Below are 22,400 nucleotides of genomic sequence, written 5' to 3' on the forward strand. Positions count from 1 at the left end.
GGTGCCCGTTAGGCGGCGTCCGCGCAAACCAAGGAGGCTTTAGGCCCATGACATTGCACCAGAATCTCATTGCCGGCGAATGGGTCGGCACGAATGGCGTCGAGAACATCAATCCCTCCAACACCAAAGAAGTGGTCGGCCTCTACGCGTCCGCCAGTGCCGATGATACCAAGACCGCAATCGCCGCGGCCAAGGCGGCGTTTCCTGCCTGGTCGCGCTCGGGCATCCTTGAGCGCCATGCGATCCTGAAGAAGACCGCCGACGAGATTTTGGCGCGCAAGGACGAAATCGGCACGCTGCTTGCGCGTGAAGAGGGCAAGACGCTGCCGGAAGCGATCGGCGAGACCATCCGCGCGGCGCAGATCTTCGACTTCTTCGCCGGCGAAGCCCTGCGGCTTGCGGGCGAGGTGCTGCCGTCGGCACGCCCGAACATCGGCGTCGAGATCACCCGTGAACCGATCGGCGTCATCGGCATCATCACGCCGTGGAACTTCCCGATCGCTATTCCCGCCTGGAAGATCGCCCCGGCGCTCTGCTACGGCAACACTGTCGTCTTCAAGCCGGCTGAGCTGGTGCCGGGCTGCTCCTGGGCGATTGCCGACATTCTCAACCGCGCCGGTCTGCCAAAGGGCGTGTTGAACCTCGTGATGGGCAAGGGCTCGGTCGTCGGCCAGGCAATGCTCGACAGCCCGGATCTGGCCGGCATCACCTTCACCGGGTCGACCGGTACGGGCAAGCGCGTCGCCGCTTCTTCTATAGAGCATAACCGCAAGTTCCAGCTGGAAATGGGCGGCAAGAACCCGATGGTGGTGTTGGATGATGCCGATCTCACGGTCGCCGTCGAAGCTGCCGCGAATTCCGGCTTCTTCTCCACCGGCCAGCGCTGCACGGCCTCATCTCGGCTGATCGTCACCGAAGGCATACACGACAAGTTCGTGGCGGCTCTGACGGAAAGGCTGAAGACGCTGGTGGTCGATGATGCACTGAAGCCCGGCACCCATATCGGCCCGGTCGTCGACGAACGCCAGCTTGCCACCGATACCGACTATATCGATATTGGCAGACAGGAAGGCGCCAAGCTCGCCTTCGGCGGCGAGACGATCGCGCGCGACAACCCCGGCTTCTATTTGCAGCCGACGCTGTTTACGGAAGCCACCAACCAGATGCGCATCAGCCGCGAAGAGATCTTTGGCCCGGTCGCGTCCGTGATCCGGGTGAAGGACTACGACGAGGCACTTGCAGTTGCCAACGACACGCCGTTCGGCCTGTCGGCCGGCATTGCGACGACGAGCCTCAAGCACGCGACGCACTTCAAGCGCAATTCCGAAGCAGGCATGGTGATGGTCAACCTGCCGACCGCCGGCGTCGATTTCCATGTGCCGTTTGGTGGCCGCAAGGCGTCGAGCTTCGGCTCGCGTGAACAGGGCAAATACGCGAACGAGTTCTTCACCGTTGTAAAGACCGCCTACACGCTGGCGTAAGCATTTTCGCCGCATCGGCATTCGTCGGTCCGGCACTTCAAAGGATACGAAGACAATGAAGAAGAAAGCAGAGTGGCCGCGCAAGCTGCGCTCGCAGGAATGGTACGGCGGCACGAGCCGCGACGTGATCTATCACCGCGGTTGGCTGAAGAACCAGGGGTACCCGCACGATCTGTTCGACGGTCGTCCGGTTATCGGCATCCTCAACACATGGTCGGATATGACCCCCTGCAACGGTCATCTGCGCGAGCTCGCCGAGAAGGTGAAGGCCGGTGTGTGGGAGGCGGGCGGCTTTCCGCTTGAGGTGCCGGTGTTCTCGGCATCCGAAAACACCTTCCGCCCGACCGCGATGATGTACCGCAACCTCGCCGCGCTCGCGGTCGAGGAAGCCATCCGCGGCCAGCCCATGGACGGCTGCGTGCTCATGGTCGGTTGCGACAAGACCACCCCGTCGCTTCTGATGGGTGCGGCTTCCGTCGATCTGCCCTCGATCGTCGTCACCGGCGGGCCGATGCTGAATGGCTATTTCCGCGGTGAACGCGTCGGCTCAGGCACGCATCTGTGGAAGTTTTCCGAAATGGTGAAGGCCGGCGAGATGACGCAGGCCGAGTTCCTCGAGGCAGAGGCCTCGATGAGCCGTTCGTCGGGCACCTGCAACACCATGGGCACCGCCTCCACCATGGCTTCCATGGCCGAGGCGCTCGGCATGGCGCTCTCCGGCAACGCGGCGATCCCGGGTGTCGATTCCCGCCGCAAGGTCATGGCGCAGCTCACCGGCCGGCGGATCGTCCAGATGGTCAAGGACGACCTGAAGCCCTCCGATGTCATGACGAAGAAGGCCTTCGAGAACGCCATCCGCACCAATGCGGCCATCGGCGGCTCGACCAACGCCGTCATCCACCTGCTCGCCATGGCCGGCCGCGTCGGCATCGATCTGACGCTGGACGACTGGGACCGTTGCGGCCGCGACGTGCCGACCATCGTCAACCTGATGCCGTCGGGCAAGTACCTGATGGAGGAGTTCTTCTATGCCGGCGGCCTGCCGGTGGTGTTGAAGCGCCTCGGCGAGGCCGGCCTCCTGCACAAGGATGCGATCACGGTATCAGGCGACACCGTGTGGGACGAGGTCAAGGACGTCGTCAACTGGAACGAGGACGTCATCCTGCCCGCCGAAAAGGCGCTGACGCAGTCAGGCGGCATCGTCGTGCTCCGCGGTAATCTCGCGCCCAAGGGCGCGGTGCTGAAACCGTCGGCTGCCTCGCCGCATCTGATGGTGCACCGGGGCCGGGCGGTCGTGTTCGAGGACATCGACGACTACAAGGCCAAGATCAACGACGACAATCTCGACATCGACGAGACCTGCGTCATGGTCATGAAGAATTGTGGGCCGAAGGGCTATCCCGGCATGGCCGAGGTCGGCAACATGGGTCTGCCTCCAAAAGTGCTCAGGAAGGGCATTACCGACATGGTGCGCATCTCCGACGCCCGCATGTCCGGCACGGCCTATGGCACCGTCGTGCTGCACACCTCGCCGGAAGCGGCGGTCGGCGGACCGCTCGCCGTGGTGAAGAACGGCGACATGATCGAGCTGGACGTGCCGAACCGTCGCCTGCATCTCGACATTTCCGAAGAGGAGTTGGCGCGGCGGCTCGCCGAATGGCAGCCGAACCATGATCTGCCGACTTCTGGCTATGCCTGGCTGCACCAGCAGCATGTCGAGGGGGCCGATACCGGCGCCGACCTCGACTTCCTCAAGGGATGTCGCGGAAACGCGGTCGGCAGGGACAGCCACTGATCTTGCAAAATGCGTAAATGAAGGGGCGGGACGAGAGTTCCGCCCCTTTCGATTCCACGGGTTGCTTGCTTCCGTTCAAGAACACGACTATATTCCTGTATACGTGTACAGGAGATGTGGTCATGAATGGAAAGGCGATCGGTGCTGCCGAGTTCAAGGCAAAATGCCTGAACCTCATTGATCAGATGGCTGATGACGGTGAACCGATCGTCATCACCAAGCGCGGCAAACCTGTTGCCGTGCTTTCGCCGATTGCCGATGCTGCTAAGCCTACGAGCATTATCGGGGCGATGAAGGGCAGTGTGCTTAACTACGATGATCCGTTTTCGCCGGCAATCGTCGACGACGACTGGGACGCGAGCCGGTGATCGTTCTCGACACGCATGTTCTGATCTGGGCCCTTCAGGACGATCCGAATCTCGGCAAGACGGCGCGACAAATCATCGACGAGATGACGCGGCACAGCAGCATCCTGATTGCCGCGATCACGCCTTGGGAGATCGCCATGGTGGCGCAGAAAGGGCGTATCGCGCTCGGCGATGACGTTGGCCGATGGATCAGCCGCGCACTGGCGCTGCCAGGCATTGTACTTGCACCCTTGGAGGTTGCCATTTCTGTCGGCAGCGTCCGGCTGCCGGGAGATTTTCATGCCGACCCCGCCGACAGGATGATCGTAGCCACTGCGCGGTTTCATCAGGTGCCACTGATGACGGCAGACCAAGCGATCCTCGCCTATGGCGCGAAAGGCCACGTCGGCACTCTTGCCGCCTCGTCATAACCGCGCGTTACGATCTTTGCTTCACTGGCTTTGCGTCTGGCTCTGTTCCTGTTGCTCCACGGTCACCGCCACCTTCAGGGCTTCGGTCGCAGACCCATGAACGAGCCCGGAAATCGGCGCGGCATCGCGATAGTCCAGCCCGCAGGCGATGCGGACATAGCGGTCGTCGGGGCAAACATTGTTGGCGGCGTCGAAGCCGACCCAGCCGAGGCCGTTCAGGTGCACTTCCGCCCAGGCGTGGCTTGCCGCCTGTTCCGGCTGGTCTTCCATCATCAGGTAGCCGGAGACGTAGCGGGCGGGCAGACCGAGCGTGCGGGCGGCTGCGATCATGATATGCGCATGATCCTGGCAGACGCCGTACTTCTTTTGCAAGGCCTCCTCTGCCGTCGTCTGCGCTCCGGTTTCGCCAGGCTTGTATTCGACAATCTCATTGATCTTGCCCATCAGCGCATGCATCTTGGCGAGGTCCGTGTCGCCGCTCATCGCCTTGGCGAGGTTGCGGATCGGTTTCGTCATCTTCGTCAGCGGCGTGTCGCGCAGGTAAAGCCAGAGCGGCGCATATGCCTGGTGGACGCCGAAGACGCCGGCTTTGTCCTCTGTCTCGACTTCGCCGCTGGCAATGATGCGAATCGACGTCTGGTCGCCATTGACGCTGACCAGATTGACCCGGTTTCCAAAGTGATCGTCATAGCCGACCTCCATGTGGGCGCCCTCGACAGTGGTCTCCCAACTGATGACCGTCTGGCCGGGTTGGGTCAGCGGCGTCAGCCGCAGTCGCTGCAGCGAATATTGCACCGGCTCGTCATAGGTGTATTCGGTCGTGTGGCTGATCTTCAGACGCATTTTCCTCCCCACTCGACTTAGTAGAACCGGTAACCGTCGGAGATTTCCTGTCCCAGACGGTTATTATGGCTGATGAAGTTCTCGATATATTCGTGCAGGCCCTGGTCCATCACGTCCTTGATCGAATGATTGCGCAGCGAGGTGAGCGTTTCCTCCGCCGTTGCATGTGCTGCGTGCCTTTCACCGTATTCGCGGGCGAGATAGCCGAGATTGCTGACGATCTTCTCATAACAATAGGCAAGCGAACGCGGCATGCGGCCGTTGAGGATCAGGAAGTCGGCGATATGCGACGGCTTGTACTCCGCCTCATAGACCCAGCCGTAGGAGCGATGTGCCGAGACCGATCGCAGGATCGATTCCCATTGCACGTTGTCGATCGAGGAGCCGACCTGCGAGACTGCCGGAAGCAGCACGTAGTACTTCACGTCGAGAATACGGGCTGTGTTGTCGGCTCGTTCGATGAAGGTGCCGATGCGCGAGAAGTTGAAGATCTCGTTGCGCAGCATCGTGCCATGAAACGCGCCGCGGATGAGGCCTGTCTTGCGCTTGATCCCGTCGATAACCTCGGGAAGATCGGCCGCCTTGATACGCCGGGCGAGCACATTCTTGAGATCGAGCCAGCATTCGTTGGTCGCTTCCCAGGTCTCCCGGGTCAGCGCGGTTCTGACCATGCGAGCATTGTTGCGGCCGGAGTCGATGCAGGACATCACGCTTGACGGATTCGACTTGTCACGCAGCAGAAAGTCGATGGCGTCGGCGGCGGACAGTTTTTCATAGAGATCGTCATAGATGTCGCGGACGCCGGAGCTTTGCAGCACGCCGTCCCAGTCGTCTTCCGTCGCCTGCGAGCGGGTGAGCGACATGCGCAGGCCGGCATCGATCAGCCGGGCGCTGTTTTCGGCGCGCTCAATATAGCGGAACATCCAGTAAAGGCCGTTTGCGGTTCTTCCGAGCATGCGTATCAGTCCTCCAGAACCCAGGTATCCTTGGTGCCGCCGCCCTGGCTGGAATTCACCACCAGTGAGCCGGCCTTCAAAGCCACACGGGTGAGCCCGCCAGGAATGATCTGCACCTTGTCGGAAACGAGGACGTAAGGGCGCAGGTCCACATGGCGTGGCGCGATGCCCTTGTTGACGAGGATTGGCACTGTCGAAAGGGAGAGGGTGGGCTGCGCAATATAGTTCGCCGGCCGAGCCTTAAGCTTTTCGGCGAAAACGGCATGCTCCTTTTTGGAGGCGGTCGGGCCGACCAGCATGCCGTAGCCGCCGGAGCCGTGCACTTCCTTGACGACGAGGTCACTAAGGTTTTCCAGCACGTATTTCAGGCTGTCGGGTTCGGAACAACGCCACGTCGGTACGTTCTCGAGCAGGGCCTTGCGACCGGTATAGAACTCGACGATTTCCGGCATATAGGAATAGATCGCCTTGTCGTCGCAGATGCCGGTCCCCGGCGCGTTGGCAATGGTGATGTTGCCGGCACGATAGACATCCATGATCCCCGGAATGCCGAGCGCCGATTCGGGCTTGAAGGTGAGGGGGTCGAGATAGTCGTCGTCGACACGGCGGTAGAGGACGTCGATCGCCTCGTAACCGCGCGTGGTCCGCATCTTCACCCTGCCGTCGATGACGCGCAGGTCCGAGCCCTCGACGAGCTCGACGCCCATCATGTCGGCGAGGAAAGCGTGTTCGTAGTAGGCCGAGTTGTAGATGCCCGGCGTGAGCACCGCGACGCGCGGCTTGCCTTCGCAGCCGGGAGGGGCAAGCGACGCGAGGCTGTGGCGCAGGAGATAGGGGTAGTTCTCAACCGGCCGGACGCGGTTCTGATGGAAGAGTTCCGGGAACATCTGCATCATCGTTTCCCGGTTTTCCAGCATGTAGCTAACACCGGAAGGGGTGCGGGCATTGTCTTCCAGGACATAGAACTGGTCTTCGCCGGTGCGCACGATGTCCGTGCCGACGATGTGGGTGTAGACGCCGCCCGGCGGTCGGAAACCGATCATCTGCGGCAGGAAGGCTTCGTTGCGCTCGATCAGCTCGCGCGGAATGCGGCCCGCCTTGATGATTTCCTGCTTGTGGTAGATGTCGTCGAGGAAGGCGTTGAGGGCGATGACCCGTTGCTCGATGCCTTGCGCCAGCTTGCGCCATTCGCGGCCGGAAATGATGCGCGGGATCAGGTCGAAGGGGATGAGTTTTTCGGAGCTGTCGGCGTGTCCGTATACCGCGAAGGTGATGCCCGTCTTGCGGAAGATGTTTTCGGCCTCTTTTGATTTTGCGATCAGGCGGGCCTTGTCCTGGCTGGCGTACCAATCATTGTAAGTCGTGTAAGGCTGGCGCGGACTGTTGTCCGCATTCATCATTTCGTCAAATGCCAACGGTGTGGTCCCCTTTTTTTGCCATTTGAGTACAACAGCAGGGGCAATGCAAGAAGCATGCTCGCTGGAAGGCAAAAGAAATTTCAACGCCGGATTGCCACTTTTTTGAGCCGTAGCAGTGAGTTCGACCGCCGCGGGGATGCAAGTTTGAGCACTTTTGGCGGGCAATCGCCGGCGTGGTTTTAAGCGTCGATAAAATGCCTCGTTGCAAAGAACGAGACTGCCTAATTTTTGGACAAGAAAAAAATGACTTCTGCGCCGATTATTGAACCTAAACATCAGGAATTTTGCTTTGACCATCAGCGTGCACCGTTCTAGGCAGGCTCCGATCACGACAGCGCATCAGGAGCGTACATGACCCTCGACCGTCTGGCTCCGGCCATTTTCGTGCTGCTTTGGTCGACCGGATGGGTGATCGCGAAATATGCCGGCATCTATGCCGATCCGTTGACCTTCCTGGTGCTGCGTTACCTTCTCGCCACGCTGCTTTTCGTCGGCTTCTGTTTCGCGACCGGCGCGACCTGGCCAAAAACATGGGCTGCCGCCGGGCATGCGGTGATTTCCGGAATCTTCCTCCACGGGCTCTATCTCGGTGCCGTATGGTGGGCCATCGGGCAGGGCGTTCCGGCTGCGATCTCCGGCATTATTGCGGGGCTGCAACCGCTGATGACGGCGGCGGTGGCGCCGGTCCTGATCGGCGAAAATCTGTCGGGCCAGCAGAAGCTCGGGTTGGGGCTCGGTTTCCTCGGCATCGCGCTTGCAGTGGTGCCGAAGGTCATGGCGATCGATACCGGCGCGACCCCGATCCATCTTTTCCCGATCGTCATCAATGTTCTGGGAATGGCTGCCGTTACCTACGGTACGATCTATCAGAAGCGGCATCTGCAGCATGAGGACATCCGCTCGACCGCGATGCTGCAATATGTCGGCGCTCTAGCCGTCACCCTGCCGGCCGCGTTTTTCCTCGAGGACATGCGCGTGGTCTGGAGCGTGCAGCTGTTCGCCGCGCTCGGCTGGGCGGTGCTCGGCCTGTCGATGGGAGCGATCGCCTTGCTGCTCTATCTGATCCGCCGTGGGCAGGTGTCGCGCGCGGCGTCGCTGATCTATCTGGTGCCGCCGCTCGCCGCGCTGCAGGCGTGGCTGTTTTTCGATGAAGCGCTGACACTGCCGATGATCGTCGGAACCGCGATCGCTGTGGCCGGCGTCTATCTCACCAACCGCAAGACTGCGCCGTCCACGCATGAAAAACGGCGGGTCGAGCCCGCCGCTATCCGTCCGATTGACGCTTAAACAGGAGGCTTACGCCTCTTCGCGGCGCGGTCCGTTGCCGCTAGCCCGGCGGCGCTGGCCTTGAGCAGCGGCGCCATTGCCGCCTTCGCGGTTCTGCGTGCCAGCGGCATTGCCACCGTGGTTGCGATTGCGCCATTCGCCGTGCTTCTGGCCGGGGCGTCCATTGCGGTTGCCACCCGGGCGCTTGGCGAGTGCCTGTTCGTGGGCGGCCTGGGCTGCCGGGCCCTGGCCCTTGCGATGCTGCTTCTTCTGCGAAGGGTTTTCGCCAGCCAGCAGGTCGTCACCGGCAAACGGGCTCGGAGCCGAACGCTCGGCGCGGTGCACGTTGTCGCTGCCGCCCTGCGGGCGCGGACGGCGTTCATTGTGGCCGTTGCCGGCCGGACGCGAAGCGTTGCGGGCACCATTGCCGCCGCGGGCACCCTTCGGGCGGGCGCGGTCGGCCGGAACATCGCCGCTCGCAACCGCGATGTCGATCTTCATCAGGCGTTCGATGTCGCGCAGCAGGCGGATTTCGTCCGGAGCGCAGAAGGCGATGGCAATACCGTCACGACCGGCGCGGGCGGTACGGCCGATACGGTGCACATAGGCGTCCGGCACTTCCGGCAGGTCGTAGTTGTAGACGTGGGTGACGCCCGGAATATCGATGCCGCGAGCGGCGACGTCGGTTGCCACGAGAACGCGCGTCTCGCCGTCACGGAATGCCTTCAAGGCCCGTTCGCGCTGACCCTGGCTCTTATTGCCGTGGATCGAGGCGACAGAGAAGCCGACATGCTCCAGATGCTTCATCAGCTTCTCGGCGCCGTGCTTGGTGCGCGAGAAGACCATGGCGCGGCCATCCGGGTTTTCGGTCAGCGTCTTCTTCAGAATTTCGGTCTTCTGGCTGGCGCCGGCAACGAAGTGAACATATTGCTCGACCTTGTCGGCAGCCTTGCCCGGAGGCGAGACTTCGACGCGCTTCGGATTGCTCAGATATTCGGCTGCAAGCTCGGCGATTGCCTTCGGCATGGTGGCCGAGAACAGCAGCGTCTGGCGGTTCTTTGGCACCAGCTTGGAAATCTTGCGCAGGTCATGGATGAAGCCGAGGTCCAGCATCTGGTCGGCTTCGTCGAGAACGAGATAACGGGCCTGCGTCAATGTCACGGCCTTGCGGGCGATGAGGTCGAGGAGGCGGCCGGGCGTGGCGACGAGAATATCGACGCCGCGGGAAAGCTGCTCGGACTGCTTGTTGATCGAGGCGCCGCCGACGACGAGGCCGATCTTGATCGGGGTCTTCTTGACGAAGTCCTTCAGGTTCGCGGCGATCTGGTTCACCAGTTCGCGGGTCGGAGCAAGAACGAGGGCGCGGATGTTGCGCGGATCGGGACGCTTGCCGTCGGCGAGCATCTTTTCGATCATCGGCAGGCCGAACGCCGCGGTCTTGCCGGTGCCGGTCTGGGCGAGACCGACCAGGTCATGGCCTTCCATCACGAGCGGGATCGCTTCAGCCTGAATTGGCGTCGGCGTTTCGAAACCCAGGGTGGAGAGGGTCGAAAGAACGTGCTCGGAGAGGCCAAGGTCTTTAAAAGTGGTCAATGTATTACCTTTTCGGGGGCGCAAAACGATTTTCGCCGGAACTGCACCATGCGGTTCCGGTTTCGCTTCGCGTCAAGAACCCCGCGTGATCTGGGAACTTGTGGGTTGATTAAGCTGTCTGCGCTGCATCCTGCCGCGTTTGGCAGGACATTCTCTGGTGCGCTTATCCTTCGGTACGGATCGGTAAAATCCCGCAGGGCTCGCTCACGCGGCGGCCAGAAGGTGACGCTGGCCCCATGTCGTTGTTTTGCCGTCAAAAGTCAAGGGCTAGTTTTTGCAGGTGCGAAGGACGGCCTCTGCGGCATGCAAATATGACACTGCCGGCCCGGACGGGAGGGCTGCGGTGATACCGCAGACTGAAGCAAAGGAGGCTCGTCGGCGGTTTTGGGCAAATAGGCGATTCTGCCCTGACATAGCGGGTGATTCGGGGAGGCAGATGCGGTTGTCACCTTTGCCCGTCCTCGAGTTTGTGGTAGTTTCAGGAACCTTCCTTTGTCCTGCGCGTTGGTGCCCTCGGGTGCCGCGTTCCCGCAGTGAGGTGCGTTGCGCGTTCACTTCGCCGCGCCACAGGTGTTGTGAACATTTGGGTGGCTAAGCTCGAGGAGAAGACGACGATGACGACGACATGGATTCTTGCCGCCGACGGAAATCAGGCACGCCTGTTGAAGGGAGTGAATTTTTTCAAAGACGGACATCAGAGCCCCGAGCAGGAGATTTTCCAGCTGGATACGAAGCGCGTCCAGGACATCATGGCCGACAAGCCGGGACGGAGCCATTCATCTGTCGGTCACGGGCGCTCGGCGATGGAATATTCAAGCGACCCGGTGCGCGAAAAACAGCAGAAGTTTACATCTGACGTCGCGAGCAAGCTCGACATGTATGCGCAGGAAGGGGCGTTCGACCGCCTCGTGCTTTGTGCTGCACCGCAGACGCTCGGCCACCTGCGCTCCATCCTCTCTCCCGCCACGCGCGCCAAAACCATGGTGGAAATCTGCAAGGACTACAGCAACCTGCCGACAGACAAGCTGATCTCGTCGGTCCGCTCGGCGATGGCCCACTGATCCGTTCCGCTAAAAGTCCGTCGGAACGCCGCCTTCAGCCTTCCGGCGGGCGACGAAGGCATCGAGTTCCTCCTCGATGGCCGGATCGAGCGGCGGGCGCTCATATTCGTTCAGTTTCGCCTTGAAGACGCGGTTGGCGTGATCATAGGTCGTCGGCCGTCCGGCTTCCGTCCAGGTTTCGAAATTGCGCCAGTCCGACAGGATCGGCGAGTAGAAGGCCGTCTCATACCGCGCGAGCGTATGGGCAGTGCCGAAATAGTGGCCGCCCGGACCGACATCACGAACTGCGTCGAGACCGAGCGCATCTTCGCCGACGTCGAGCGGTTTAAGGAATTCTGCGACCATTTGCAGCATATCGACATCCAGGATGAATTTCTCGAAGGATGCCGTCAGTCCGCCTTCGCTCCAGCCCGCCGCGTGCATGATGAAGTTGCCGCCACCCTGCGTCAGCGCCCAGAGCGATAGCGCCGACTCGTAGGCGGCTTGCGCGTCGAGTGTGTTCGACGCATTGGTGTTGGACGTGCGATAGGGGATCTTGTAGCGGCGCGCGAGCTGGCCGCCGGCAATGACAGCCTTCATATATTCCGGCGTGCCGAAGGCGGGCGCCCCGGTCTTCATGTCGACGTTCGAAGTGAAGCCGCCATACATGACCGGCGAACCGCGCCGCACCATCTGGGTAAACGCGATACCCGCCAGGGCCTCGGCATTCTGCTGCACGACGGCACCGGCAATCGTCACTGGCGCCATGGCACCCGCCAGCGTGAACGGCGTCACCACCACCACCTGGTTGCGCGACGACATTTCGATGATGCCCTGGAGCATCGGTCCGTCGAGACGCAGCGGCGAGGAGGTATTGATGATGGTGAAGAGCGAGGGCTCGCTCTCCATCTGCTCGGCGGTGATGCCGCGGCCGATACGGGCGATTTCCAGGGCGTCGAGGTTGCGCTGCGCCCCAAGCGAATAGCAGTGGAACACCTTGTCGGTGAGCTTCACCATGTCCGCCAGGCAATCAAGATGGCGCACCGAGGCGTGGATATCGACCGGCTCGACCGGATAACCGCCGGTCGTGTGAATAATGTCGTAGGACTGGGCAAGCTTCACCAGCTTGCGATAGTCTTCCTGATTGCCCGCCCGGCGTCCGCCTTCCCGGTCGGCAACGAAGGGGGCTGAGGCGATCTGCGCGAAGACGAGATTGTTGCCGCCGATCTCGACATTGCGGACCGGGTTGCGCGCATGCATGGTGAAGCCGGATGGAACCGACGACATCATGTCCATGATCAGCCCGCGATCGAAGCGGACACGATCCGTGCCAGGTGTCACGTCCGCGCCGGCAGCCTTCATGCGCGCGCGCGCTTCCGGCAGGATAATGTCCATGCCGATTTCCTCGAGAATCGTCAGCGAGGCATCGTGAACGGCTTCCAGCGCCTCGACCGTCAAAACGGTGGATTTCGACATCCCGTTGACAAGATTGAGATATTTAGAATTCTCGGCGCCTCTGCGCTGCCGGTCGGCCCCGCGCCCGCCGGTTCTGCGGCGGCGTTCCAGCGGAGCATCTGCGCCGGCCGGAAAGGAGTGCGGAAATTCATTCTCACGCATGGCTATACCATCGGTTAGGACACAAATGGCATGGTGCCGTTTCGTCGCCCGGCATGCGTTGCCATTTGCGACAGCAAACTTCCTTGGCAGAGAAGGATAGTTGTGGGGGCTGGCTTTTAAGCGGCGCGCGATGTCGATTTCACGCCGCAAAGCATTTCCCGCTTGCTGCCGAAACCGGGGCGGCGATCGAGATCGAAGCCTGCAGTCTCAAGATTGCGGCGGACGAAACCGGCCGCCGCATAGGTGGCAAAGGTGCCGCCGTCCACAGTCTTGCCGTGGACAATATGCATCAGCTCTTGCGACCACATATCTGGATTGCGCCGTGGGGCAAAACCGTCGAGATACCAGGCATCGAACAGGCCGGAGAAATGGGCGATCTCGTCGAGGGCTACGCCGCAGACGACGGTCAGGCGCATTCCGCCGAAATCAAGGTCGACAATGCCACTCGGCTGCGCCGGCCATTGCGCGCCGAGAGCTTGCCGTTCTGCGTCAATTTCCGGCCAGCGTGACAGCGCCCGATCGATCTCGCCGGCGCGCATCGGGAAGCGTTCGAACGAGACGAAATGAAGCTCTCCGCCTTCGGTGCGGGTCTCTTTCCATCGGCGCCAGGTTTCGCAGAAGTTCAGCCCGGTGCCGAAGCCGAGTTCGCCGATGCGGAACTGGCCCGGTCGCTGCCACCTTTCAGGCAAGCCGTTGCCGCCAAGAAACACGTGACCGCATTCCAGCCGGCCATCCTCGCGGCAATAAAAATGGTCGCCAAACTCCTGCGAATAGGGCATATCGCCTTCGCGCCATTCAAGCGTTTGCCGGTCGGGCACCGCCGTATTTTCCAGGTTTTCGCGGGTCATGGCGAAGCGATAATCTGCCTATCTGAGAAGGTCAATCGATGACGGATCTGTTGATCATCGGCGGCGGCATCATGGGGCTCTGGGCCGGCGTGATGGCCGACAGGGCCGGATTGCGAACCCTGATAGTCGAGCGCGACGTGATCGGCGCCGGGGCAAGCGGCGGCGTGCTCGGCGCGCTGATGCCGCATATGCCGGATCGCTGGAACGCCAAGAAACAGTTCCAGTTCGACGCCCTCGTTTCGCTCGAGACCGAGATTGCCGCGCTGGAGGCGGCGACGGGGCTCTCGGCAGGCTATCGCCGTTGCGGCCGTCTCATGCCTCTTTCAAAGCCGCATCTGCGAACGACCGCCCTTCGGCATGAACAGGACGCGATCATCAACTGGCGGGCCGGCGACCGGCAGTTCCACTGGCAGGTCCGTGATCGGGCCCCAGTTGATGGATGGTTGAACAGCGCGCTTTCCGAAAGCGGCGTCGTGTTTGATACGCTGGCTGCCCGGGTCGCGCCGCGGCCGTTCCTTGCCATGCTCTCGGCGTACCTGCGCCGGTCAAAACTTATCCGGATCGAAGAGGGGCGGGCGCTTGTCCGCATCGATCCGATCGGCGGGCGCGCGGATTTCGGCGACGGGAGCACGCAGGCCTTCGGTGATTGCGTCATCGCGAACGGTGTTGACGCCTTCTCCTTTCTGGACGGCTTGACGAGTGGGCCCGGTGTAAGCGGCACGGGTGTCAAGGGGCAGGCGGCGCTGCTCAGAGCCGATATCGATCCAACCCTGCCTGTCGTGTTTACCGATGGGCTTTATATTGTGCCGCACGAAAACGGCATGGTCGCCGTCGGCAGCACCAGCGAAGACGCCTTCGACCAACCCTTTGCAACGGATGGGCAACTTGATGCCCTGCTCGCCCGTGCGGAGGACCTGGTGCCGCGCATTCGCAATGCCCCGGTCGTCGAGCGCTGGGCAGGCGTGCGACCGAAGGCGATCGGGCGGGATCCAATGGCCGGGCGTCATCCGGATCATCCGCGCATCCACGCCTTGACCGGCGGTTTCAAGATCAGTTTCGGCATCGCGCATCGGCTGGCAACGGCCGTGATCGGCGAAATCTGCGGCGAAACGGACAAGTCCCTGCCTGTGTCGTTCCGCTGCCGGGCTCACTTCGATCTTCTGGTGTCGGACAAAGCAAAGGCCCCGCGGTAGCGGGGCCAGAAGCATTCACTGCCTTGCCTACATCCAGTAGGGCGGGACGCCGTAATAGTCATAGACGCGGCGACCATTATCCTTGTTCCAGTCATATTCGTCGTCGCCGTGGTACTTCGGGGCGTTCTCGACCTGCTCGCGCGTCAAATCCGTGCGATAGCCGCCGAGATTTTCATCGTAGGTCAGCTTGGCCCACGGTACGGGGTAGTGATCCTCGCCCATGCCAAGGAAACCGCCGAAAGCGAGAACGGCGTAGGAAACACGCCCGCTGCGCTTTTCGATGATGACGCGTTCGATCGAGCCGATGTGCTGGCCATCCTGACCATAAACGCGGGTACCCTCGACCTTGTCGCTGGCGATCAGGTCGTGGGTTTCCCTGATGTCGGCGTCCTGACGATTGGTATCTTGGTAAGTCACGATTCTTCTCCGTTTTTGGTGCTACCGGAGACAAAACGAAGCAAAAGCAGGTTGGTTCCGACAAAATCAGCGGGTTTTTGCGGAGAAATTCTGTGCCATTCGGACTGAGTTGACCGTTCTCGGCTGATTGGCGACGGTGATTATTCGTCATTCTGTCACGCAAATCACTTAACCCGCTCGCATTGAGTTGCAACGGAGCGGAGCCGATGCGGTACGCCATCTATTTTACGCCGTCGATCTATGATCCCTTGTCGGTCGCAGCGGCAAGCTGGCTTGGCCGCAACGTCTATTCCGGCGAAGCCCCCGAAGCGCCGTCGATCGCCGGCTTCAGCCGGCAGGAACTGGCGTTCCATACGGCAGTGCCGCGCCGCTATGGGTTTCACGGCACGATCAAGGCGCCGTTCCGGCTTCATTCGGAGACGAGCGAGGCGGCGTTGCTGAAAGCCCTGATGCATTTTGCCAGCACCGTGACGCCGTTTGAAATTCCGCGCATGGAAATCGCAAGGCTCGGCGAGTTCTACGGCTTGGCGCCCTCGGTCCCATGCGAACAGATGAACCACCTTGCCGCCTCGGTCGTCCAGACATTCGACGAGTTCCGTGCGCCGCTGAGTGATGCGGAGATCGAACGGCGGGATCCGGACCGCCTGACAGCATCGCAGTTCTCCAATCTTCATCGCTGGGGCTACCCCTATGTGATGGACGAGTTTCGTTTTCACATGACGCTGACGGGGCCGATACATCCAAGCCTCAACGCCCGCTTCGAGCATGCGCTTCGCGAATTTTTCGCGCCTTTGCTGAACGAGCCGTTGAAGATCTCCAGCCTTGCGCTCTTTATCGAGCCGGAGGCCGGCGCGCCGCTCCGTGTCCATTCCCAGCACCCACTCGGAAAACTCTCCGCTCACCGGCCGGTTGGGGCCAGCGCGCGCGTAGGCACGACCGCGATATCGGACCCGCCACGCACTACCGCGACAAAGGCGGCACTTGCCGCGCGTCTTCTGCAGGCGAATTGCTGATCGCAGGCAGGGTGTTGCATTGACGCAATCGCCTGTTCTTGCCTTGGATAGACGGCGATTTTCACCATTTCGACTTCGAATTTCCCGCCCCGAATGCTACCGTTCCGGCAAATTCGAAGGGTGATTTGATGGCAGAGCAATCCTATCCACGTGATCTCGTCGGCTATGGCCGAAATCCTCCGCAGGTCCGCTGGCCGGGCGATGCGCGCATAGCCGTGCAATTCGTGGTCAATTACGAGGAGGGCGGCGAAAGCTGCATTCTCGACAACGACAAGGCGTCCGAATCACTGCTGTCGGAAATCGTCGGTGCGCAGCCTTGGCCCGGCCAGCGCAATCTCAACATGGAATCGATCTACGAGTATGGCGCTCGCGCCGGCTTCTGGCGGCTCTGGCGGATGTTTACCAGCCGCAATGTCGACGTGACGGTCTATGGCGTGACGCTTGCCATGGCGCGCAATCCGGAAGCGGTCGCTGCGATGAAGGAGGCTGGCTGGGAAATCGCCAGCCATGGCTACCGCTGGCTGGAGTACAAGGACTTTCCGGAAGAGGAAGAGCGAAAGCACATTCTCGAGGCCGTGCGCCTGCACAAGGAACTGACCGGCTCGCATCCGCTGGGCATGTATCAGGGCAAGCCCTCGAACAACACGCTGAAGCTCATTCTGGAGGAGGGCGGCTTCGTCTATTCCTCCGACAGCTATGCCGACGAATTGCCCTACTGGGTTCCCGGTCTGACCAGGGAAAAACCGCATCTGATCATTCCCTATACGCTCGATGCCAACGACATGCGCTTTGCGACGCCGCAGGGTTTCAATGCCGGTGACCAGTTTTTCACCTATCTGAAGGACACGTTCGACGTGCTCTATGCCGAGGGCAAGGAGGGCAGTCCGAAGATGATGAATGTGGGCCTGCACTGTCGCCTCGTCGGCCGCCCCGGCCGGGCCGCGGCGCTGGCCCGTTTCATCGATTATGTCTTGAGCCATGAGAAGGTCTGGACCCCCAAGCGTATCGATATCGCGCGGCACTGGTACGAGCATCACAAGCCGGAGGGCGGATTGTGATGAGCCCGCGCAAAAACTTCGTCGCGCGGTTCGGCGGCGTCTTCGAGCATTCTCCCTGGGTGGCGGAGCGTGCTTTCGACAGAAATCCGCAGATTGCGTTGACGACGAACGCCGTCCATGGCGCGCTCGTTGCCGCCTTCCGTGCCGCCTCGGATGACGAGCGCCTCGGCGTTCTCCGCGCCCATCCGGACCTTGCGGGGAAGCTGGCGATCGCCGGAGAACTGACGGACGATTCGAAGGCCGAGCAGGCTTCTGCAGGTCTCGATCGTCTCAGCCCTTCGGAACACGCCCGTTTCACCGAACTGAATACGGCCTATACGGAAAAGTTCGGCTTCCCCTTCATTATCGCGGTCAAGGGGCTCAGCAAGGACGATATTCTGTCTGCCTTCGAAAGGCGGATTGACAATGACCGGCAAGAGGAATTTGAGACGGCGTCAGCGCAGGTCGAGAAGATTGCGCTGTTGCGTTTGCATTCCATGCTTCCGGGAGACGACAATGCCTGACAATACTCCGCCACACTGTTTTGCGGCGGGATCGACAGACTGATGCCACATCTTTTGACGATCGAGCCTTTGACTGAGGCCGCTTTCGCTCCCTTCGGCACGGTCATCGAAGCGGACCCGGCATCCATGCACCTGATCAACGGCGGCTCGACCGAGCGGTTTCATGCGCTCGCTTATGCCGACATGACGGGCGACGGCGCCCGCGTGATCATCAATATCTTTCGCGGCCAGCCGCGCAGTTTCCCCTACCGCCTGACGATGATGGAACGCCATCCCTTGGGGTCGCAGAGCTTTTCGCCGATCGGCGGCGGCCCGTGGCTCGCGGTCGTCGCGCCGGACGATGGGGGCAAGCCGGGTTTGCCACGCGTTTTCCTTGCGACGGGGAGCCAGGGCGTCAACTATGGTCGCAACGTCTGGCATCACCCTCTGATGGCCGTCGACGCGGTCAGCGATTTCCTCGTTGTGGATCGCGACGGCCCGGGCAACAATCTGGTAGAAGTCTTTTACGACGAGCCCTTCATCATTCCGAATCCCGTGTGAGCGCGAGCAAATCCCGATGAGCAACGCCGGCCGCCTGACAACCCATGTCCTCGATACCGCCCTCGGCAAACCGGCACAGGGCCTGAAGATCGATCTGTTCGCGGTCGAGGGAGAAAAGCGCCGCCTGCTGCGCACGGTCGAAACCAACAGTGACGGCCGGGTCGACGGGCCGATGCTCGACGGCGAGGCGTTCAGGGTCGGCACGTACGAGCTGTTGTTTCATGCAGGCGACTATCTGCGCGCGACGGGTGCCAGTCTGCCGGAACCGGCGTTCCTCGACCTCATCCCGCTACGCTTCGGCATCGCCGATGCAGCCAGCCATTATCACGTGCCGCTTCTACTCTCGCCGTTCAGCTATTCGACCTATCGGGGGAGTTAAAGTCCCTCCGCAATCACATCCCGGCTGATGTCGCGAATATCGCGCTTGCCGCACAGCGCCATGGTGATGTCGAGTTCCTTGCGGATGATTTCGAGCGCCAGCGTCACGCCGGCCTTGCCGCCGGCGCCGAGGCCGTAGAGGAAGGGGCGGCCGATATAGGTGCCCTTGGCGCCGAGTGCGATCGCCTTCAACACGTCCTGGCCCGAGCGGATACCCCCGTCGAGATGGACCTCGATCATGTCGCCGACCGCATCGACGATTTTCGGCAGCATGCTGATGGAGGAGGGGGCGCCGTCGAGCTGGCGGCCGCCGTGATTGGAGACGATGATCGCGTCTGCGCCGGTCCGCGCTGCCATCTCCGCGTCCTCGACATCGAGGATGCCCTTGAGGATCAGCGGCCCGCCCCACAATTCCTTGATCCAGGCGACGTCGTCCCAGGAGAGGCGCGGATCGAACTGTTCGGCCGTCCAGACCGAAAGCGACGACAGGTCCGAGACATTTTTCGCGTGGCCGACGATATTGCCGAAACTGCGGCGCTTGGTCTGCAGCATCTGCATGCACCAGAGCGGCCGTGTCGCCATCTGCCAGATATGCTTGGGCGTGAATTTCGGTGGGGCGGAGAGGCCATTGCGGAGGTCCTTGTGGCGTTGGCCAAGGATCTGCAAATCAAGCGTCAACACCAGCGCCGAGCATTTTGCCGCCTTGGCGCGATCGATCAGGTTCCTGACGAAGTCGCGGTCGCGCATGACGTAAAGCTGGAACCAGAAGGGCTTGGTCGTCGCCGATGCCACATCCTCGATCGAGCAGATGCTCATCGTCGAAAGCGTGAAGGGCACACCGAAATCCTCGGCCGCCTTCGCTGCCAGCATTTCGCCGTCGGCATGCTGCATGCCGGTCAGGCCGGTCGGCGAAAGCGCCAACGGCATCGAGACCTTCTGGCCGATCATCGTGCTTTCCAGCGATCGGTTGGTCATGTCGACCAGCACCCGCTGGCGCAGTTTGATCTTATGAAAATCATCCTCGTTGGCGCGGTAGGTTCCCTCGGTCCACGCGCCGCTATCGGCATAGTCGAAGAACATCTTCGGGACGCGGCGCTTGGCAAGCGCCTTCAGGTCGCGGATTTCGAGGATTTGGGACATTCGCGGTTTTCCATCTCAAAGGGAGTGGTTGGCAATACCATGTTTGGCGAACCGTTGTTAAGAGCGGGAACGGCAAGAGGTAAAATTATTTTACCTCTCTGCGCGGCATTCAATCGGACGCCACAATTTGCCCGCCGGCGGTCGCGTGAACCTCGCGTGCCCGGGGCGGCTTGGCAAGGCGACGGCGGAATGTGCCGGGCTTGGTGCCGAACCGGTCGTGGAAGGCTTCATAGAAACGGGAGAGCGAACCGAAACCCGCCTCGAAGGCGACGGTGGTGATCGGCAGATCCGTGGAAATGAGCAGTGACTGGGCCGTATCCAGCCGGTGGCGGACGATCGATTGGTTGATGGTCATGCCGACAGTGCGCTTGAAGATGCCCATGGCATAGTTCGGATGCAGGCCGACATCGCGTCCCACATCCTCGGCGGTTATGTTTTCCAGTGCGTGTTCGGTGATGAAGCGCATCATGCGCTCGACATGGAACATCCGGTCGGCATCATGGTGCGCGAAGGAGGCGATCGCCGATCCCTGCTCGCGCAGGTCGCGCCAGCCTTCGCGATCAAGGCGGCGGACGCGGGCGCCGAGTTCCTCGCGGACGATCTGTTCCAGTTCCTCGTCGCCGGACAGAAGCTCCTCGCGCCACCGCATGAAGATGTCGCGGTCGTAGGGGCGGATATCCAGGGCCTCGATCATCGCGCCACGAAAGACGGCGTCGCGAAAGCGGCTGAGGCTTGGAAGCGCCAGAAAGACGGACATCGGCACATAGAGGCAGATGAAGCGAGTCGGCTCCTTAATGTCCGTTACCTGATGCGGGATCATGCCCCAGAACAGGCAAAGCCGCCCCTCCGATACGCTGAGTTCGCGCCCGTCGAACCAGTAGGTCATCTCGCCTTCGAGCACGAAATTAAGTTCGATCTGGCTGTGCATGTGCGGGCCCGCCATTCGCCGCACATTGATATTGTCGCCCGCGCAGAAGCGATGATCGCCAAAGACGACGAGAGGATGCGCCGGGTCGCGTTCCGGATGGACCGCTGTCGCGCCGAGCAGATTCACCGGTTTGCGACGTCTCGCCATGTCTCCTCGCTGATCTTAGGATAACGGAATTTAATGCCGGAATGTCGGAAGTAGATTGCGGGTTTCGGCAGCAAGGTCAAGCGGCTCATGCGGGAAAGAGGACCAGGATAAACCGCAGGAGACAAGGGCATGAACACCACACGCTGATCCTTGGGAGGATATAATGATTTCTTTTAAAGCCGCTACCGGGCTCGCGCTCGGCTATGCGCTCACCATGTCCGCCGCCCTCGCCGGCGAACTCGTCATCAACTCCGACCAGTCCGATCCAGCGCCGAAAAAGGCGATGGAAACGCTGCTCGAAGGGTTCAAGGCCGCCCATCCGGACGTCACCATCAAATGGAACAATTTCGACCACGAAGGCTACAAATCGGCGATCCGCAACTTCCTGACCGCCGACGCACCCGATGTGGTTTCCTGGTATTCAGGCAACCGCATGGCCCCCTTCGTCAAGGCCGGCCTGTTCGAGGATGTGACCGACCTGTGGACCGAAAACAAGCTGGACGACCAGTTGAAGTCCGCCGTCAAGTCGATGGAAATCGACGGCAAGAAATGGGGCATTCCCTATTCCTACTATCAGTGGGGCATCTACTACCGGAAAGACATCTTTGCCGAGCAGGGCATCACGCCACCGAAGAACTGGGCTGAGCTGGTCGCCGCCTGCGAAAAGATCAAGGCAGCCGGCATGACGCCATTTGCGATCGGCACCAAGGCGTTGTGGCCGACGGGCGGCTGGTTCGACTACCTGAACTTGCGCGTCAACGGCTACGAATTCCACATGGACCTGACCGCCGGCAAGGTTCCCTACACCGATCCGAAGGTGAAGGCGGTGTTCGAGAAATGGGCCGAACTGGTAAAGCCCGGCTATTTCCTCGAAAACCATGCGGCGATCGATTGGCAGGATGCCATTCCGCAGTTCGTCCAGGGCAAAGCACCGATGTACCTCATGGGCAACTTTGCCGTCGCCGCCATGAAGGACGGCGGATTGAAGGAAGAGCAGATCGGCTTCCTGCAGTTCCCGGAAATCACCGCCGGCATTCCGATGGCCGAAGATGCACCGACCGAGTCCTTCCACATCCCGTCGGGTGCGAAGAACAAGGAAGACGCCCGCAAGTTCCTCGCCTATCTTGCAACGCCTGAGGCGCAGACCAAGATGAACGAGGTCCTGGGACAGCTTCCGGTCAACAACCAGTCCGCCAAGTCGAACGACCCGTTCCTGAAGGCCGGGTTCGACATGCTGGCAAACGCCTATGCGCTTGCCCAGTTCTACGACCGCGACGCCCCGGCTGAAATGGCCAAGGTCGGTATGGAAGGCTTCCAGCAGTTCATGGTCAAGCCGGACAATGTCGACGCGATCCTCGAACGCCTCGAAAAGGCTCGCGGGCGTATCTACAAGTAACGCTTTCCGGCTTCGGCCCCTCATCCGGCCTGCCGGCCACCTTCTCCCCGTA

22 protein-coding genes are annotated in these 22,400 nt (G+C 61.3%); 13 read left to right on the forward strand and 9 right to left on the reverse strand.

What is annotated here, in order from left to right; all coding sequences use genetic code 11:
* The first annotated feature begins 47 nt into the window (after positions 1 to 47).
* From A3AY_RS0116830 to A3AY_RS0116845, 4 genes are all read left to right on the forward strand, one after another.
* Positions 48 to 1,481 carry an aldehyde dehydrogenase family protein gene (locus tag A3AY_RS0116830; protein ID WP_018326827.1) on the forward strand — a complete coding sequence of 478 codons (1,434 nt, stop codon included), beginning with the start codon at positions 48 to 50 and terminating at the stop codon, positions 1,479 to 1,481.
* A 55-nt stretch (positions 1,482 to 1,536) separates the two neighbouring features.
* The gene (araD, locus tag A3AY_RS0116835) at positions 1,537 to 3,276 is read left to right on the forward strand and encodes an L-arabinonate dehydratase (RefSeq protein ID WP_018326828.1); all 1,740 of its coding nucleotides are present in this window, start codon (positions 1,537 to 1,539) and stop codon (positions 3,274 to 3,276) included.
* 122 nt (positions 3,277 to 3,398) lie between these two features.
* A complete protein-coding gene (locus A3AY_RS0116840; RefSeq protein WP_018326829.1) occupies positions 3,399 to 3,644 on the forward strand; it encodes a type II toxin-antitoxin system Phd/YefM family antitoxin in 246 nt (81 codons plus the stop codon).
* Positions 3,641 to 4,054 (forward strand): type II toxin-antitoxin system VapC family toxin, encoded by a 414-nt coding sequence (locus tag A3AY_RS0116845; RefSeq protein WP_018326830.1) that lies wholly within the window; start codon positions 3,641 to 3,643, stop codon positions 4,052 to 4,054. The genes A3AY_RS0116840 and A3AY_RS0116845 overlap by 4 nt, the downstream gene beginning before the upstream one ends.
* A 21-nt stretch (positions 4,055 to 4,075) precedes the next feature.
* Here the strand turns inward: A3AY_RS0116845 and A3AY_RS0116850 are convergent, their stop codons facing one another.
* The 3 genes from A3AY_RS0116850 to A3AY_RS0116860 are packed head-to-tail and all read right to left on the reverse strand — an operon-like array spanning position 4,076 to position 7,253.
* On the reverse strand, positions 4,076 to 4,897 hold the full coding sequence (locus A3AY_RS0116850) for a transglutaminase family protein (RefSeq protein ID WP_018326831.1): 822 nt from the start codon (positions 4,895 to 4,897) through the stop codon (positions 4,076 to 4,078).
* Between the two features lie 17 nt (positions 4,898 to 4,914).
* A complete protein-coding gene (locus A3AY_RS0116855; RefSeq protein WP_018326832.1) occupies positions 4,915 to 5,853 on the reverse strand; it encodes an alpha-E domain-containing protein in 939 nt (312 codons plus the stop codon).
* A gap of 5 nt (positions 5,854 to 5,858) precedes the next feature.
* Positions 5,859 to 7,253 (reverse strand): circularly permuted type 2 ATP-grasp protein, encoded by a 1,395-nt coding sequence (locus tag A3AY_RS0116860; protein WP_018326833.1) that lies wholly within the window; start codon positions 7,251 to 7,253, stop codon positions 5,859 to 5,861.
* 369 nt (positions 7,254 to 7,622) lie between these two features.
* On the opposite strand from A3AY_RS0116860, the gene A3AY_RS0116865 reads away from it, so the two are divergent.
* On the forward strand, positions 7,623 to 8,558 hold the full coding sequence (locus A3AY_RS0116865; RefSeq protein WP_018326834.1) for a DMT family transporter: 936 nt from the start codon (positions 7,623 to 7,625) through the stop codon (positions 8,556 to 8,558).
* Positions 8,559 to 8,567: 9 nt separating this feature from the next.
* On the opposite strand, the gene A3AY_RS0116870 is transcribed toward A3AY_RS0116865, so the two are convergent.
* The gene (locus tag A3AY_RS0116870) at positions 8,568 to 10,130 is read right to left on the reverse strand and encodes a DEAD/DEAH box helicase (RefSeq protein ID WP_018326835.1); all 1,563 of its coding nucleotides are present in this window, start codon (positions 10,128 to 10,130) and stop codon (positions 8,568 to 8,570) included.
* Positions 10,131 to 10,744: 614 nt separating this feature from the next.
* Between A3AY_RS0116870 and A3AY_RS0116880 the strand changes: the two genes are divergently transcribed.
* A complete protein-coding gene (locus A3AY_RS0116880) occupies positions 10,745 to 11,191 on the forward strand; it encodes a host attachment protein (RefSeq protein ID WP_018326837.1) in 447 nt (148 codons plus the stop codon).
* A gap of 9 nt (positions 11,192 to 11,200) precedes the next feature.
* Here A3AY_RS0116880 and A3AY_RS0116885 read toward each other — a convergent pair whose 3' ends face one another.
* Both A3AY_RS0116885 and mnmC2 read right to left on the reverse strand, forming a co-directional pair.
* Entirely contained in the window at positions 11,201 to 12,787 is a 1,587-nt protein-coding gene (locus A3AY_RS0116885; protein ID WP_018326838.1) for a trimethylamine methyltransferase family protein, read from the reverse strand.
* Between the two features lie 116 nt (positions 12,788 to 12,903).
* Positions 12,904 to 13,635 (reverse strand): tRNA (5-methylaminomethyl-2-thiouridine)(34)-methyltransferase MnmC2, encoded by a 732-nt coding sequence (gene mnmC2, locus A3AY_RS0116890; RefSeq protein WP_018326839.1) that lies wholly within the window; start codon positions 13,633 to 13,635, stop codon positions 12,904 to 12,906.
* Positions 13,636 to 13,673: 38 nt separating this feature from the next.
* On the opposite strand from mnmC2, the gene A3AY_RS0116895 reads away from it, so the two are divergent.
* Entirely contained in the window at positions 13,674 to 14,828 is a 1,155-nt protein-coding gene (locus tag A3AY_RS0116895) for an NAD(P)/FAD-dependent oxidoreductase (protein ID WP_018326840.1), read from the forward strand.
* Between the two features lie 27 nt (positions 14,829 to 14,855).
* On the opposite strand, the gene A3AY_RS0116900 is transcribed toward A3AY_RS0116895, so the two are convergent.
* Positions 14,856 to 15,245, reverse strand: a complete 390-nt coding sequence (locus tag A3AY_RS0116900) for a PRC-barrel domain-containing protein (RefSeq protein ID WP_018326841.1) — start codon at positions 15,243 to 15,245, stop codon at positions 14,856 to 14,858.
* A gap of 206 nt (positions 15,246 to 15,451) precedes the next feature.
* On the opposite strand from A3AY_RS0116900, the gene A3AY_RS0116905 reads away from it, so the two are divergent.
* The 5 genes from A3AY_RS0116905 (at position 15,452) to uraH (ending at position 18,738) form a co-directional block, all read left to right on the forward strand.
* Positions 15,452 to 16,258, forward strand: coding sequence for a DUF1045 domain-containing protein (locus A3AY_RS0116905; protein ID WP_018326842.1), 807 nt, complete (start codon positions 15,452 to 15,454; stop codon positions 16,256 to 16,258).
* Positions 16,259 to 16,386: 128 nt separating this feature from the next.
* Complete coding sequence (gene puuE / locus A3AY_RS0116910) at positions 16,387 to 17,316, forward strand: allantoinase PuuE (RefSeq protein WP_026203532.1); 930 nt, start codon at positions 16,387 to 16,389, stop codon at positions 17,314 to 17,316.
* A complete protein-coding gene (gene uraD, locus A3AY_RS0116915) occupies positions 17,316 to 17,819 on the forward strand; it encodes a 2-oxo-4-hydroxy-4-carboxy-5-ureidoimidazoline decarboxylase (protein WP_018326844.1) in 504 nt (167 codons plus the stop codon). The genes puuE and uraD overlap by 1 nt, the downstream gene beginning before the upstream one ends.
* 42 nt (positions 17,820 to 17,861) lie before the next feature.
* Entirely contained in the window at positions 17,862 to 18,359 is a 498-nt protein-coding gene (locus A3AY_RS0116920; RefSeq protein WP_018326845.1) for an ureidoglycolate lyase, read from the forward strand.
* 16 nt (positions 18,360 to 18,375) lie between these two features.
* Positions 18,376 to 18,738, forward strand: coding sequence for a hydroxyisourate hydrolase (uraH, locus tag A3AY_RS0116925; RefSeq protein ID WP_018326846.1), 363 nt, complete (start codon positions 18,376 to 18,378; stop codon positions 18,736 to 18,738).
* Here the strand turns inward: uraH and A3AY_RS0116930 are convergent.
* Together A3AY_RS0116930 and A3AY_RS0116935 are read right to left on the reverse strand one after the other, a co-directional pair.
* On the reverse strand, positions 18,735 to 19,877 hold the full coding sequence (locus A3AY_RS0116930) for an alpha-hydroxy acid oxidase (RefSeq protein WP_018326847.1): 1,143 nt from the start codon (positions 19,875 to 19,877) through the stop codon (positions 18,735 to 18,737). The two genes, uraH and A3AY_RS0116930, sit on opposite strands and share 4 nt — an antisense overlap.
* Positions 19,878 to 19,986: 109 nt before the next feature.
* Complete coding sequence (locus A3AY_RS0116935) at positions 19,987 to 20,952, reverse strand: helix-turn-helix domain-containing protein (protein WP_018326848.1); 966 nt, start codon at positions 20,950 to 20,952, stop codon at positions 19,987 to 19,989.
* A gap of 163 nt (positions 20,953 to 21,115) precedes the next feature.
* On the opposite strand from A3AY_RS0116935, the gene A3AY_RS0116940 reads away from it, so the two are divergent.
* A complete protein-coding gene (locus A3AY_RS0116940) occupies positions 21,116 to 22,348 on the forward strand; it encodes an ABC transporter substrate-binding protein (RefSeq protein WP_018326849.1) in 1,233 nt (410 codons plus the stop codon).
* Positions 22,349 to 22,400: the final 52 nt, after the last annotated feature.

Source organism: Rhizobium giardinii bv. giardinii H152 (assembly GCF_000379605.1).
Classification (GTDB): Bacteria; Pseudomonadota; Alphaproteobacteria; order Rhizobiales; family Rhizobiaceae; genus Pararhizobium; species Pararhizobium giardinii.